The sequence below is a fragment of the Lutibacter sp. A64 genome (assembly GCF_022429565.1).
Classification (GTDB): domain Bacteria; phylum Bacteroidota; class Bacteroidia; order Flavobacteriales; family Flavobacteriaceae; genus Lutibacter.
The window spans coordinates 1,265,487-1,280,409 of sequence record NZ_CP092487.1 but is presented as its reverse complement, the minus strand read 5'-3'; the positions used below and the strand labels follow the sequence as shown (position 1 = coordinate 1,280,409).

The window sequence follows — 14,923 nt, the reverse complement described above, 5'->3', positions numbered from 1 at the left end:
AAAGTGTGTTTCAAATATTGATTTAAAAAATCCATTATTATAACTTAGTATTAACAAATAGAAAGTTTTTCCGTTACATAATTGTTATTATCTTTACAGATTCAAATGCAAACTATTATTAATGGAATTATACAAATCAAATCAGCTAAAAATATACAATTCTTTAACTAAAACTAAAGAAATTTTCAAACCCGTAATAGACGGAAAAGTTGGAATGTATGTTTGCGGTCCTACAGTTTATAGCAATGTACATTTAGGAAATGTAAGAACATTTATGTCTTTTGATATGATTTTCCGTTATTTAAAACATTTAGGCTATAAAGTACGTTATGTGCGTAATATTACCGATGCTGGTCATTTAGAAAACGATGCTGATGCAGGTGAAGATCGTATTGCTAAAAAAGCACGTTTAGAGCAGATTGAACCAATGGAAGTGGTACAACGTTATACCGTTGACTTCCATAATACTTTGCAAACTATAAATAATTTACCGCCAAGTATAGAACCTACCGCAACTGGACATATAGTTGAACAAATTGAAATAATTAAAGATATTTTAGCTAAAGGATTAGCTTATGAAGTGAATGGATCGGTGTATTTTGATGTGTTAAAATACAATGAAACCGAACATTACGGTATTCTTTCAGGTAGAAATATTGAAGATTCTATTCATAATACAAGAACTTTAGACGGACAATCAGAAAAGAAAAACCCACAAGATTTTGCACTATGGAAAAAAGCAGACGAACGTCATATTATGCGTTGGCCTTCACCTTGGAGCGATGGTTTTCCGGGTTGGCATTTAGAATGTTCAGCTATGAGTACAAAATATTTAGGTGAAACTTTTGATATTCACGGTGGTGGAATGGATTTAAAATTTCCACATCACGAATGTGAAATAGCACAATCTAAAACTAATAATGGTGTAAATCCTGTAAATTATTGGATGCATGCAAATATGTTGATTTTAAACGGTCAGAAAATGGCAAAATCAACAGGGAATTTTATTTTACCGAATGAAATATTTTCAGGAAATAATAAAATTTTGAGTAAAGCATTTTCACCAAGTGCAACGCGTTTTTTTATGTTGCAAGCTAATTACCGTAGTATTTTAGATTTTACAAATGCAGGATTAGAAGCTTCAGAAAAAGGATATATTAAATTAATGGAAGCCGTAAGTAGTTTAGATAAAATTGAAGCAGGTAAAACTTCATCGTTAGATTTTAAAGCATGGAAACAAAAATGTTACGATGCTATGAACGATGATTTTAACACTCCAATGTTAATTGCTAATTTATTTGATGCTGTTAAATATATTAATTTACTAATTGAAAAGAAAGCAACAATTTCAGAAGAAGATTTACAAGATTTTGCAACAACAATTAACGCTTTTGTATTTGATGTTTTAGGACTTAAAAATGAGTTGCAAGAAGATAGTTCAGATAAATTATCGGGTGTTGTATCTATGCTTATTGAAATGCGAAAAAATGCAAGAGCTAATAAAGATTGGGCATTGTCTGATAAAATTAGAGATCAGTTAGCAGATTTAGGAATTCAATTAAAAGATGGAAAAGAAGGAACTACTTTTTCAGTAAATTAATTTGAAAAGTATAGCAAAAATATTAGCAATTCCTTTTATTTGGTTGGTGCGTTTTTACCAAGCAGCAATTTCACCGTATACGCCATCTGCTTGTAGATATACTCCAACTTGTTCTAGTTACACGCTTGAAGCTTTAAAAGTTCATGGAATTTTTAAAGGAGGTTGGTTGGCAATAAAAAGAATAGGTAGTTGCCATCCCTGGGGTGGAAGTGGCTATGATCCAGTTCCAGAAAAACCGAAAACAAAAGAAAAAAATAATTAAATTTTATACATTTTAAAATGATATTACTTCAAATAGATTGGAATCCGGCACCAGAAATATTTAAAATTGGTTCGTTTGCAGTTCGTTATTACAGCTTAATGTTTGTTATTGCATTTACATTAGGATTGCATTTGATGAAAAAAATATTTATCAATGAAAAAATTCCACTTGAAAAATTAGATTCACTTTTTATTTATATGGTGATTTCAATTTTAATAGGAGCAAGGTTAGGGCATTTTTTGTTTTACGATCCAGAGTTTTTATTTAGAAAACCATTAGAAGTAATTTTACCATTTCAATTTTCTCCAACATTTAAGTTTACAGGTTTTGCCGGTTTGGCTAGTCACGGTGCTGTAATTGGAGCAATAATAGCAATGTATTTATATAGTAGAAAAGTACTTAAAAAACCCTTGCTATTTATATTAGATAGGGTTGTTATAGTCTCAGCAATTGGTGGTGCATTTGTAAGGCTTGGTAATTTAATGAATTCTGAAATTATTGGAAAACCTACAGGAACCGATTATGGTTTTGTTTTTCAACGTTTAGGAGAAGATTTTCCGCGTCATCCAGCGCAATTATATGAAGCAATTAGTTATGTAATAATATTCGCTATTTTGTGGTTTATATACTGGAAAACTAATAAAAAACAAAAATTAGGGTATTTATTCGGAATGTATTTTGCGTTGACGTTTTTTGCCAGATTTGTAATTGAATTTTTTAAAGAAGCTCAAGTTGAAGGTAGAGAAAATTGGATTTTAGGTTTAAATACAGGTCAAGTTTTAAGCATACCATTAGTTTTAATGGGATTGTACTTTATGTTTAGAACATCAAATTCGAAATAGGAATTTTAGTTACAACCATCATATTAAACTTTATTCAGCATCCATCAGAATAAGGAAAGATTTCTGAGTGATGCTGAATTATATTTATCTAACTGGGAAATGTTAACTTTAATTTTTACTCAGTAAAAGTAACTGATCCATAACTAGAATTTATAGTAATATTACTTTTACTATCTGAAGAATTGTAAAAACCTTCATAGTATTTAGTGGTTGTTTTTATAAGTTCTTTATTAAAAGTAAAACCATTTTTGTAGTTTAAATTTCCATAACTTAAAGTTGCATTTAGCAAAAAACTATTAGTTGGTTTTACCCCAATCTTAGTATGTGCATAGGAAGATTTTACTGTAATATCTTTAAATTCATTTCCTAATTCTTCAATTTTTAAAGAACCATAATCCATATCAAAATTTCCTCGTCCTCTTAATTTTTCTACAATAGTATGCATATAATCACTATTTCCTGTAATATTACCAGAATCTCCAATTTTTAAGCTACCATAATCGCAATTGTAATCTAAAACGGCAATCATTTCAAAAGATAAATGAGAGTAATCGGCGTTTAATTTAACTCTTTTAGATCTGTCGATATGAAGTGTAGAGTAATCAGCATTAATAATACCATCTTCCATAAAATATATAGTTGAATTGTTAGTGTAATCAATATTTATTGAATTGTTGGTGTTCTTCAATTCTCCAATGGTTATTTTGCCATAATTGCAATTAATTTTAGAAATTCCTTCTAGTCTATCTAAAGTTATAGCTCCATAATCATTTGTTAAATTCACATTATTTGTAAGCGGCATTTGAATTAAATAATTAATCTCAATATTTATATTATTACTTTTTCCCCAGCGCAATAAATTCCAAGAACGTGAGGTTTTTTCTATAATAGTTTCAGCAGAAACATTGTTAGAATTTCCTTTAAAATCAACATCAATTTGTTCTAATTTTTCTTCAACTTTTTCCTCGTCATATCCATTGGTAGTAATAGTTACTTTAATAGCAATACGATTTTCGTTCCAAGTTGCAATGCTAATATTACCGTATTTGTTGGTAATATTTAAAGTTGCATTTTTGTTTACAGAATATTCCTTTTTAAGTATTTTACTTTTTGTGTATTTACCTTTTTTTTCGGTTGCAAATATTGTAAGAGGAATAAAAAATAATAGAAACATTATTTTATACATAGTTTTCATTTTCTTCTGATTTTAATTGTTTTATTTCATTTATTTGAATTAATACACTTTGTAATATTTCAATACGTTGTTGAAAATTAGAAATCATTGCATATATAATTCGTTTATCTGTAGTACTTAATTTAAGTTCTAAAGTAAGTTTATTGTATTCGTTTTCAAGTTTTTTAATTTGTTTTAGAGCATCGGTTATAAGTTGATCTGTTGTATTATTTCGCTCTTTTTCTATAAGTGAAAGTTCTTTTTTAATAGTAGTTACAAAATAACTTTGGGTTTCTTTCATTTCTGTTGAAACCTTAGCAAGTTCCATACCTTTGTTTGAAAAAGAAGCTCCTAGCCAAACGCCAAAAAGTAAAAGTATCGACGCTGCAATTGTTATAACTGAATACAATTTTATATTGTTTTTTTTAGGCTTATTTTTAGGTTGTTTTAATTTATCTTTAAATCGATTAAAATGCCCAGGTTTTGGTGCTTCAATATCAAATTGACCTTTTAAATTTTTAAATATGTCATCTAAATTATCTTTCATTTTTGTTTGATAAAAATTGTCTTAATTTGCTTTTAGCTCTTGATATGGTAGTTCTACTATTTTCATAAGAAATATCCATTATTTGAGCAATTTCTTCGTAATCATAACCTTCAATTAAATAAAGGGTTAATGCAATTTTATAATTGTTTTTTAGTGATTTTAAAGCAGCTAAAATATTGTTAATATTTAATTTTTTATAATTTTGAGTGTCTATTTCTTCTTCAGTAATTAAAACCTTATCAATAGGCATTTTATGAATATTGTTATTCTTTTTTAGAGCTGTAATACTTTTGTTAATTACTATTCTTTTTAACCAAGCTCCAAAGGTTACAGTTTCACTAAATGAATCTAATTTTGTAAATGCTGCTAAAAAAGATTCTTGCATAATATCTTCAGCTTCAAAAGAATCATTTACAATTCTAAAAGATGTGTTGTACATAGCTTTATAATATTGTTTGTAAATTGCAAATTGTGCGGATGTATCGCCTTTTTTGCATTTTTCAATTAATGGGTTGCTATGTAGGTTTACTGTTTTCAAAATTGATTGTTACCTAAAAGACTTTAACTTTATTTATCTGTTACACTTTTCTATTAAAATTACTAAAATTTATTTAGTGGGTAATTCTTAATTTGGCATAACAATTGAAATTTATATATAGAATATAAAAATTTTTATATTTCAAATTATTGATAATCAAGAAAATATAATTATTTTGCGTAAAAGTTTTTCTTAATTGAAAATTTTTAAATGACAAAATGACCCAAAATAAACTATGAGCAAATCAAAATTTTTAAATTTAGACAATATGTCACTTCAGAATATCTTAGATGAAGATGCCGATTTAATACCATTAATGACTCCAGAAGACGAAGAGGAGATAAATAGAGAAGATGTTCCAGAAGTATTGCCAATATTACCTTTACGCAATACTGTCTTGTTTCCAGGAGTTGTAATTCCTATTACAGCCGGTAGAGATAAATCTATTCAACTTATAAAAGAAGCAAATAAAGGAAATAAAATTATTGGTGTTGTAGCACAAAAGAATGAAGCTATTGAAGATCCAACAACAAATGATGTGCATAGAGTTGGTACGGTAGCTCGTATTTTGCGTATGTTAAAAATGCCTGACGGTAACACAACTGTTATAATTCAAGGTAAAAAACCTTTTGAAATTGATAGTTTTGTACAAGAAAAACCTTATTTACAGGCAATTACAAAACCAAGAAAAGAAGATAGAACTGAAGAAAAAGAACCAGAGTTTGAAGCTATTATAGACTCTATTAAAGAGATGGCTATCAGAATAATTAAAGAAAATCCTAATTTACCTTCTGAAGCATCTTTTGCTATTAAAAATATAGAAAGTAAGCCGTTTTTAATCAATTTTGTTTCTTCTAATATGAACTTAAATGTTTCAGAAAAACAAGAACTTTTAGAGGTTGAAAACCTAAAAGAAAGAGCTTTACTTACTTTAAAAAAGATGGATGAAGAGTTACAACGTTTAGAGTTGCGAAATGTAATTCAATCTAAAACACGTTCTGATATGGATCAGCAACAACGTGAGTATTATTTACATCAACAGTTAAAAACCATTCAAGAAGAATTAGGTGGAGTTTCTTACGACGAGGAGTTAGATGAAATGCGAGAAAAAGCCAAATCTAAAAAATGGAGTAAAGAAGTAAAAGAGACTTTTGATAAAGAATTAGGGCGTTTACAACGTATGAATCCACAAGTTGCAGAATATTCTGTACAACGTAATTATTTAGATTTATTATTAGATTTACCTTGGGGTGAGTACTCTAAAGATAAGTTTGATTTAAAACGTGCTCAAAAAATATTAGATCGTGATCATTTTGGTTTAGAAAAAGTGAAAGAAAGAATTATTGAGCATTTGGCTGTTTTAAAATTAAAAGGTGATATGAAATCGCCAATAATTTGTTTATACGGACCTCCAGGTGTTGGTAAAACTTCTTTAGGGAAATCTATTGCAGAATCTATAGGTAGAAAATATGTTAGAATGTCTTTGGGTGGTGTTAGAGATGAAGCCGAAATTAGAGGACATAGAAAAACATATATTGGAGCAATGCCAGGAAGAATTATAAAAGATTTGAAAAAAGCAGGAACTTCAAATCCAGTTTTTGTCTTGGATGAAATTGATAAATTAGCAGCATCTAGTCATAATGGAGATCCATCTTCAGCGATGTTAGAAGTACTAGATCCTGAACAAAATACTACTTTTTACGATAATTATTTAGAGTTAGATTACGATTTATCTAAAGTGTTATTTGTTGCAACAGCAAACAGTTTATCTACAATTCCTTGGGCGTTAAGAGATCGAATGGAAATTATAAATGTTTCTGGTTATACTATTGAAGAAAAAGTAGAAATAGCCAAACGTCATTTATTACCTAAACAAATAAAAGAACACGGATTAACAACAAAACAAATTCAGATAGGGAAGAAGCAATTAGAAAAAATTGTAGAAGCTTATACACGTGAATCTGGAGTTAGAGGTTTAGAAAAGCAAATTGCTAAAATGGTGCGTTATGCTGCTAAATCTATTGCAATGGAAGAAGCATACGATGTTAAAATAACCAATGAAACTATTGAAAAAGTTTTAGGAGCATCACATCTAGAACGCGATAAATACGAAAGCAACGATGTTGCTGGTGTTGTAACTGGGTTAGCTTGGACAAGTGTTGGTGGAGATATATTGTTTATAGAATCTATTGTGTCTAAAGGAAAAGGACTTTCTATTACCGGTAATATTGGTAAAGTAATGAAAGAGTCTGCAACTTTGGCAATGGAATATATAAGAGCTAATGCAGAAAATTTTGATATTGATCCTAAAATTTTAGACGAGTACAAAGTACATATTCACGTTCCAGAAGGTGCAACACCTAAAGATGGACCAAGTGCAGGAGTTGCAATGCTAACGTCTTTAGTATCTGTGTTTACACAACGCAGAGTGAAATCTAGATTAGCTATGACAGGCGAAATTACTTTAAGAGGAAAAGTGTTACCTGTTGGTGGAATAAAAGAAAAAATATTAGCAGCTAAAAGAGCAAATATTAATGAAATTATTTTATGTAAAGAGAATGAAAAAGATATTCTTGAAATAAAAGAATCTTATGTAAAAGGATTAAAGTTTCATTATGTTTCTGATATGAGCGAAGTAATAAAAATAGCGCTTACAAAGCAAAAAGTTAAAAATCCAAAAAAATTATAATATAAAAAAGCAGCCAATTGGCTGCTTTTTTATTGTTGTTAATATTTGAATACTTATAAAAATAAGTTTCATAAATTAATTTTTAATGATGTTTTTTATTCATTTCTAACATCTAAAATACGACCGTTTTTTAATTTGCCACTTATTTCTAATTGGTATATTTTTTTAGCGACTTGCTTTGGAGTAAATAATTCACCATTCTCGTAAAAATTGATAAAGCGTTGCACCGATTTAAAATTTTCTTTAGGTATCTCTCTTACTTTTTCTTGCATATTTGTATCTACAACTCCTGGATAAATTGATACAATTTTGACACCGTTTTTTATGTTTTTTTGCTCTTTAGCAATTACTTTTGTCATCATATCAACACCAGCTTTAGAAGCACAATACATAGACCAGCTTTCATAAGGTTTTATGGCGGCACCAGAAGAAATATTAATTATTTTCTTTTTACATTCCCAACCTTTAGATAGTTTTATAAATAAAGAATTTAAAATAAGAGGAGCTATTAAATTTACCTTTATGGTATAACTTATTTCTTCAGGAGCTATATTCTCAAGAGTTTTAACATTTCCTAAGTCTCCAGCATTATTTATTAATGTGAGGATTTTGGTGGTGTCTTTATCTAAATGTGAAAATATTTCATGAACAACACTTTCAATAGCTTCACTATTACTGAGATCACATTGGTATTGCTCTAAAGCGTATAATTTAGCTATTTTGCTACGTGAAATTGAAATTACGCGATAGCCATTTTTATGATATTCTTTAGAAAGTCCATAACCTAAACCTTTATTTCCTCCGGTAATTATTAAAACATTGTCCATTATTATTAATTTATAATACTAATTTAGGAAAAAAAATAGAATAATAGACTATTATAATTACTTGTAAAGTTTTTTAGAAGCATTCCAAAAAACATCCATTTCTTCTAAAGACATATCATGGAGTGATTTATTAATTTTTTTAGCTTCTTTTTCTAGATATTGAAACCTATTAATAAATTTTTTATTGGTGCGTTCTAGAGCGTTTTCTGGGTTAACTTTAATAAAGCGCGCATAATTTATCATAGAAAATAATACATCTCCAAATTCAGCTTCAATATTGGCTGTATTTCCTTTTTTAATTTCGGCGTTTAGCTCGTTAAGTTCTTCTTGTACTTTTTCCCAAACTTGCTCTGGTTTTTCCCAATCAAATCCAACACCTGCAACTTTATCTTGAATTCTATTGGCTTTTACCATAGCTGGTAAAGATTTGGGAACACCTTCTAAAACAGAATCTTTGCCCTCTTTTAATTTAAGTTGTTCCCAATTTTTTTTAACTTCAGCTTCATCTTTTACTGTAACATCTCCGTAGATATGTGGATGTCTATAAATCAATTTTTCTGAAATTGAGTTAGCTACATCAGCAATATCAAAAGTATCTGTTTCAGAACCAATTTTAGCATAAAAAACAATATGAAGTAATACGTCTCCTAATTCTTTTTTAATTTCTTGTAAATCGTTATTTAGAATGGCGTCGCCTAATTCATAAGTTTCTTCTATTGTTAAATGGCGAAGAGACTGAAATGTTTGCTTTTTATCCCAAGGACATTTTAAGCGCAATTCGTCCATAATATCTAATAATCGACCAAATGCTTTAAGTTGTTGTTCTCGGGAATTCATAATTAAGCTTCTTGGTTTTCTTCTTCAACTTCTTTAATTGCAGTAAAATCGAAATTTTTAGAAGCTAATAAATTATACCATTGCAATACTTTTTTAATGTTTGAAGTATATACGCGTTCTTCATCAAAATTTGGTAAAATTTCTCTAAAATAAGAGGTTAAAACTTTACCGCTTTCTTTATGACTAATTGCTTGTTTACCACCTTCTTTTTCGCCAATACTTTTTAATATTATACGAAGCGGAACTTCTTCTTCATAAGTGTAAATAGCAATTTCGTTTAAGGCACTAATATTATGTGTAACGGTTATTGGGAATTTTTTACCATCTAATAAAGATTCTACTATAATTCCGCCTTTAGATTGTGCTTTAATTTCATACAAACCTGGTTTACCGCTTACAGATACAATGTCTTTTAATTTCATAAATTATTTTCTTTTTAATAAGGGAAATTTCATTCTATAATCAGCTCTTATTTTCCCTTTAGATATGTTTTCTAATTTCTTTTTTATTAATCGTTTTTTTAATGACGAAATTTTATCTGTAAATAAAATTCCTTCAATATGGTCATATTCGTGTTGAACAACTCTGGCAGCAATACCTTTAATAACATCAGTATGTTTTTCAAAATTCTCGTCTAAATACTCAATGGTAATTTTTTCTTGTCTAAAAACATCTTCTCTAATATCTGGTATGCTAAGGCATCCTTCATTAAAAGCCCATTCATCACCTTCTTCTTTTAAAATTTTAGCATTTATAAAAACTTTATCAAAAGTGGCTAAAAATTTACGTTCTTCTGAGTCTAATTCTTCATCTTCACTAAAAGGAGTAGCATTTACAACAAACAAACGAATGGCTTTACCAATTTGTGGAGCAGCTAAACCGACACCACTGGCATTGGTCATTGTTTCTTTCATATTTTCGATAAGAATATCTAAATCTGGATAGTCTTTATCTATATCAATACCAACTTTTCTTAAAACTGGATCTCCGTAAGCTACTATAGGTAAAATCATACTCTTTTTTTTGGATTGCAAAAGTACAAAAGTTTGAACTAATAATAAAGAGTTGAGAATTATAATTTATAAATCAATAGTTATTATAAAAGGCAAAATAAATCTTTAGCAATTATTAAAATATTGATTATGTGTTTTTTGAAGATTTTAAGAGGTGAATTATTTTAAAGTTGTACAATTATAAAGTGAATAATTTATGGTATTTGTAATAAAACATAAAAAATGGTTAATAAAAAGACAAAATAGTATCATTAGAATTTTGATTAGTTAATTAATTTTGAAAAATGTAATTGTAATAAATGCAAACTTCAGTAATTACTGATGTGGAGTAATAGAACAAGTTAGAGAAGACCGTGATGAAGATACGTATAATTTAAATTTTGAAGTTCTCTCTTATGTAGATTTAAAATATAGTTATTTAATTAATGAAACTGTACTTAATTACAGTGTGTTATTAGCATTTTAAGTTATGCAATTGAACTAATAAAAAATTAAAAAATGAGTGAAATAAAAAAACTATCGTTAAAAGAAAAAATTGGCTATGCTTTAGGTGATGGAGCTGCGAATATTGCTTGGAGAGGTGTTGCCACGTTTTTATTTATTTTTTATACAGATGTTTTTGGATTGAGTCCTGTTACTGTGGGTATGTTAATGCTTGTAGCTCGTTTCAGCGATGGTATTAGTGATGTTTTAATGGGAATTATTGGAGATAGAACAAAATCTAAATATGGAAAATTTAGACCTTGGATTTTATGGACAGCAATTCCATTAGCAGCGATTTTATCGCTATTATTTACTAGTCCAGATTTAAGTTCAACTGGTAAAATTATCTATGCTTATATTACCTACATCTTTTTTACGCTAATTTATACGGCTAATAATATTCCTTATGGAGCGCTTATGGCTGTAATGACAGGAGATGATAAAGAAAGAACGAGTTTAGGTTCTTTTAGAATGGTTGGTGCATTTGGAGGAGGTATGTTAGTGCAAGGAGCTTTACTTTTTTTAGTTGCTTATTACGGTAATATTAATCCAGATATTGAAGTTTCTAAATTAGAAAATGAAAAGTATAGAGTAACGGTGTCAACTTCTAAAGATGTAGATAATGTTAATATTAAAACAGAAGATGGTATTGCTGAATTTATTTGGGATGGTACAGAATTGAATTCTGAAGAAAATATTCCAACAAATAGAAAAAGTTTTTCAATGGAAGCTAATAAAGAATATGCTTTTATTGTTGAAGGTGAAAATAACTTATCTGAAAGCAATATTTTTATAATCGATCAAAAAGAAGGTTATAGTAATTCAATGTATATAATGTCTGTTTTACTAGCTATTTTAATGTTTATTACTTTTTATACAACTAAAGAAAGAGTACAACCTCCAAAAACACAAAAAAATAATTTAAAAAAAGATTTTAAAGATTTAATTTCAAATAAACCTTGGTTAGTTTTATTAGTTATTGGCTTATTATTCAATATCTATAATTCTATAAAACAAGGAATTGTAATTATTTATTTTACACATTATTTAAACAATCAATTATTAGCTGCTTCATTCTTAATAGGTTTAATGTTAGCCTCAGTGTTAGGTGCAATGGTAACTGCGCCACTTGGAAATAAATTAGGTAAAAGAAATTTGTTTATATATGCGTTGCTTTTTTCGGGTGGTGTTAATGCATTATTGATGTTTTGTGGACCAACAGATATTGAAGCAATTTTTGCGATAGGAATAGTATCAGAATTTGCAGCTGCAATGTTTCCAACCTTGTTTTTTGTAATGCTTGGTGATGCTGCAGATTACTCAGAATTTAAAAACGGACGTAGAGCAACAGGGTTAATATACTCTGCAGGTTCTTTTGCAACTAAATTTGGAGGTGGAATTGCGGGTGCTATTATAGGTTTAATTCTAGGGGCTTACCATTATAATGGGCAAGATACAGCTTCAATACAAGGTGCTTTCCCTGGAATTATTATGTTAATGAGCTGGGTACCTGCAATTATTACGGTAATAGCAGCAGGATTAATGTTTTTATATCCGCTTACACAAAAGAAACTTAATGAAATTACATTAGAATTAAATACAAGAAGACTTAAAGAATAAATTAGTAAGTATTAAAATAAAATAAAATGAAATACGGTCATTTCGACGATGAAAATAGAGAATATGTTATTACAAACCCAAAAACTCCATACCCATGGATTAATTACCTTGGAAATGACGTTTTTTTCTCATTAATATCTAATACAGCAGGAGGGTATACTTTTTATAAAGATGCCAAATTTAGAAGATTAACACGTTATAGATACAATAATGTACCTGTAGATACTGGTGGCAAATATTTTTACATTAAAGATGGCGATACAACTTGGTCTCCAAGTTGGAAACCAGCAAAAGAAAAGTTAGATAGTTACGAATGCCGTCATGGTATGAGTTATACCAAATTTAAAGGGGTTAAAAACGGTATAGAATCAGAAGTTTTACAATTTATTCCTTTAGGATTTTTAGGTGAAATTCAAAAAGTAAGTCTTAAAAATACCACTTCTAAAGTTAAAAAGTTAAAGTTATTTTCTTTTATAGAATTTGCACTTTGGAATGCAGAAGATGATATGACAAATTTTCAACGAAACTTTAATACAGGTGAAGTGGAAATTGAAGATGCTGTAATTTATCATAAAACAGAATTTAAAGAACGTAGAAATCATTATGCATTTTACTCTGTAAATCAAAAAATTAATGGTTTTGATACAGATAGAGATTCATTTATAGGTTTGTATAATGGTTTTGATGATCCAGAAGTAGTTTCTGAAGGGAAATCAAAAAATTCAGTTGCGCATGGATGGTCTCCAATAGCGTCACATTATATTGAAATTGAATTACAACCTAACGAAGAAAAAGATTTTATTTTTATGTTGGGTTATGTAGAAGTTGATGAGGCTAATAAATGGGAAAGCAAATCTGTAATTAACAAAAATCCTGCAAAGGAAATGATTGCTAAGTTTGATACCGTTGAAAAAGTAACTGCAGCATATAATGAATTAAGAGTTTATTGGGATAATTTATTGGGTAAAATAACCATTGAATCTGGAGAGGATAAGTTAGATAGAATGGTGAATATTTGGAATCAATACCAATGTATGGTTACTTTTAATATGTCTCGTTCTGCTTCATTCTTTGAGTCTGGAATTGGAAGAGGAATGGGCTTTAGAGATTCAAATCAAGATTTAATAGGGTTTGTACACCAAATACCAGAAAGAGCACGCGAAAGAATAATTGATATAGCTTCTACACAATTTGAAGATGGTTCTTGTTACCATCAATACCAACCATTAACAAAAAAAGGAAATGCAGCAATTGGTGGTAATTTTAACGATGACCCTCTTTGGTTAATTCTTTCAACTACAGAATATATTAAAGAAACAGGAGATTTTTCGTTGTTAGATGAAATGGTACCTTTTGATAATGATGTTACTAGAGCTAAATCTCATTTTGAACATTTAAAAGCTTCATTTTACCATGTAGTAAATAATTTAGGACCTCATCAATTACCATTAATTGGAAGAGCAGATTGGAACGACTGTTTAAATTTAAGTTGTTTTTCAAAAGATCCAAACGAATCATTTCAAACTACAGGGAACAAAAAAGATAGCCAAGCAGAATCTTTAATGATAGCTGGTTTGTTTGTGGTGTATGGAAAAGAATATGTAAAACTTTGTAATATTATTGGAAAAACCAAAGAAGCCGAAGCAGCACAAGTACACGTTGATAATATGATAGAAGCTGTTAAAAAAGACGGTTGGGATGGAGAATGGTACTTAAGAGCTTATGATTATTATGGTAAAAAAGTAGGATCAAAAGAGAATGAAGAAGGAAAGATTTTTATAGAATCTCAAGGTTGGTGTACTATGGCTGAAATTGGTAAAGAGGAAGGCTTGGTTGAAAAATCGTTAGATTCAGTAAAAGAACATTTAGATTGTGAGTATGGTATTGTATTAAACAGTCCGGCATTTACAGAATATAAAATAGAATATGGTGAAATTTCTACGTATCCTGCAGGATATAAAGAAAATGGAGGTATATTTTGTCATAACAATCCTTGGATTATGATTGGTGAAACAATGCTAGGTCGAGGAGATAATGCTTACGATTATTATACCAAAATAGCTCCAAGTTTTTTAGAAGATATTTCAGAGTTGCACAAAGTTGAGCCTTATGTATATTGTCAAATGATTGCTGGTAAAGAAGCATTTAAACCTGGAGAAGCAAAAAACTCTTGGTTGTCTGGAACAGCATCTTGGAATTTTTATACAATTACTCAGTATATTTTAGGTATAAAACCAGATTATAATGGTCTTTTAATCAATCCTTGTATTCCTTCAAAATGGAATGGATTTAAAATGAAAAGAGAATTTAGAGGAGCAGTTTATAATATTGAAGTTTTAAACCCTAATAATGTTAGTAAAGGGGTTGAAAAGATGATTGTTAATGGAGAAACAATCACATCTAATATAATACCTATTTTAGAAAAAGGAAAATCCCATGAAATTAAAGTAATTATGGGATAGTTTGAGTTAGTTTTTTTATACTTATAAAA

Annotated in this window: 13 protein-coding genes; 6 read left to right on the top strand and 7 right to left on the bottom strand. The window is 28.9% G+C overall.

The window, feature by feature from the left end; translation table 11 throughout:
- The first annotated feature begins 121 nt into the window (after window positions 1–121).
- From cysS to lgt, 3 genes are read left to right on the top strand one after another with little or no spacing between them, the layout of a single operon-like run.
- A complete protein-coding gene (cysS, locus tag MKD41_RS05270; RefSeq protein WP_240244394.1) occupies window positions 122–1,600 on the top strand; it encodes a cysteine--tRNA ligase in 1,479 nt (492 codons plus the stop codon).
- Window position 1,601: 1 nt separating this feature from the next.
- On the top strand, window positions 1,602–1,862 hold the full coding sequence (yidD, locus tag MKD41_RS05265; protein ID WP_240244393.1) for a membrane protein insertion efficiency factor YidD: 261 nt from the start codon (window positions 1,602–1,604) through the stop codon (window positions 1,860–1,862).
- Between the two features lie 17 nt (window positions 1,863–1,879).
- A complete protein-coding gene (gene lgt, locus MKD41_RS05260; protein ID WP_240244392.1) occupies window positions 1,880–2,704 on the top strand; it encodes a prolipoprotein diacylglyceryl transferase in 825 nt (274 codons plus the stop codon).
- Window positions 2,705–2,819: 115 nt separating this feature from the next.
- Here lgt and MKD41_RS05255 read toward each other — a convergent pair whose 3' ends face one another.
- From MKD41_RS05255 to MKD41_RS05245, 3 genes are read right to left on the bottom strand one after another with little or no spacing between them, the layout of a single operon-like run.
- A complete protein-coding gene (locus MKD41_RS05255) occupies window positions 2,820–3,899 on the bottom strand; it encodes a hypothetical protein (protein ID WP_240244391.1) in 1,080 nt (359 codons plus the stop codon).
- Complete coding sequence (locus MKD41_RS05250; protein WP_240244390.1) at window positions 3,883–4,425, bottom strand: hypothetical protein; 543 nt, start codon at window positions 4,423–4,425, stop codon at window positions 3,883–3,885. Before MKD41_RS05250 ends, MKD41_RS05255 begins: the two co-directional genes overlap by 17 nt.
- Window positions 4,415–4,963 carry an RNA polymerase sigma factor gene (locus MKD41_RS05245; RefSeq protein WP_240244389.1) on the bottom strand — a complete coding sequence of 183 codons (549 nt, stop codon included), beginning with the start codon at window positions 4,961–4,963 and terminating at the stop codon, window positions 4,415–4,417. Before MKD41_RS05245 ends, MKD41_RS05250 begins: the two co-directional genes overlap by 11 nt.
- Before the next feature lie 235 nt (window positions 4,964–5,198).
- On the opposite strand from MKD41_RS05245, the gene lon reads away from it, so the two are divergent.
- The gene (gene lon, locus MKD41_RS05240) at window positions 5,199–7,652 is read left to right on the top strand and encodes an endopeptidase La (RefSeq protein WP_240244388.1); all 2,454 of its coding nucleotides are present in this window, start codon (window positions 5,199–5,201) and stop codon (window positions 7,650–7,652) included.
- A 95-nt stretch (window positions 7,653–7,747) separates the two neighbouring features.
- Here lon and MKD41_RS05235 read toward each other — a convergent pair whose 3' ends face one another.
- Genes MKD41_RS05235 through def form a run of 4 tightly spaced genes read right to left on the bottom strand, consistent with a single transcriptional unit; the run spans window position 7,748 to window position 10,329 of the window.
- Window positions 7,748–8,479, bottom strand: a complete 732-nt coding sequence (locus MKD41_RS05235) for an SDR family NAD(P)-dependent oxidoreductase (RefSeq protein WP_240244387.1) — start codon at window positions 8,477–8,479, stop codon at window positions 7,748–7,750.
- A gap of 57 nt (window positions 8,480–8,536) precedes the next feature.
- Window positions 8,537–9,316, bottom strand: a complete 780-nt coding sequence (mazG, locus tag MKD41_RS05230) for a nucleoside triphosphate pyrophosphohydrolase (RefSeq protein ID WP_240244386.1) — start codon at window positions 9,314–9,316, stop codon at window positions 8,537–8,539.
- A 2-nt stretch (window positions 9,317–9,318) separates the two neighbouring features.
- Entirely contained in the window at window positions 9,319–9,738 is a 420-nt protein-coding gene (locus MKD41_RS05225) for a DUF5606 family protein (RefSeq protein ID WP_240244385.1), read from the bottom strand.
- A 3-nt stretch (window positions 9,739–9,741) separates the two neighbouring features.
- A complete protein-coding gene (def, locus tag MKD41_RS05220; protein WP_240244384.1) occupies window positions 9,742–10,329 on the bottom strand; it encodes a peptide deformylase in 588 nt (195 codons plus the stop codon).
- Between the two features lie 498 nt (window positions 10,330–10,827).
- On the opposite strand from def, the gene MKD41_RS05215 reads away from it, so the two are divergent.
- Together MKD41_RS05215 and MKD41_RS05210 are read left to right on the top strand one after the other, a co-directional pair.
- A complete protein-coding gene (locus MKD41_RS05215; protein WP_240244383.1) occupies window positions 10,828–12,432 on the top strand; it encodes an MFS transporter in 1,605 nt (534 codons plus the stop codon).
- 26 nt (window positions 12,433–12,458) lie between these two features.
- Entirely contained in the window at window positions 12,459–14,894 is a 2,436-nt protein-coding gene (locus tag MKD41_RS05210) for a GH36-type glycosyl hydrolase domain-containing protein (protein WP_240244382.1), read from the top strand.
- Window positions 14,895–14,923: the final 29 nt, after the last annotated feature.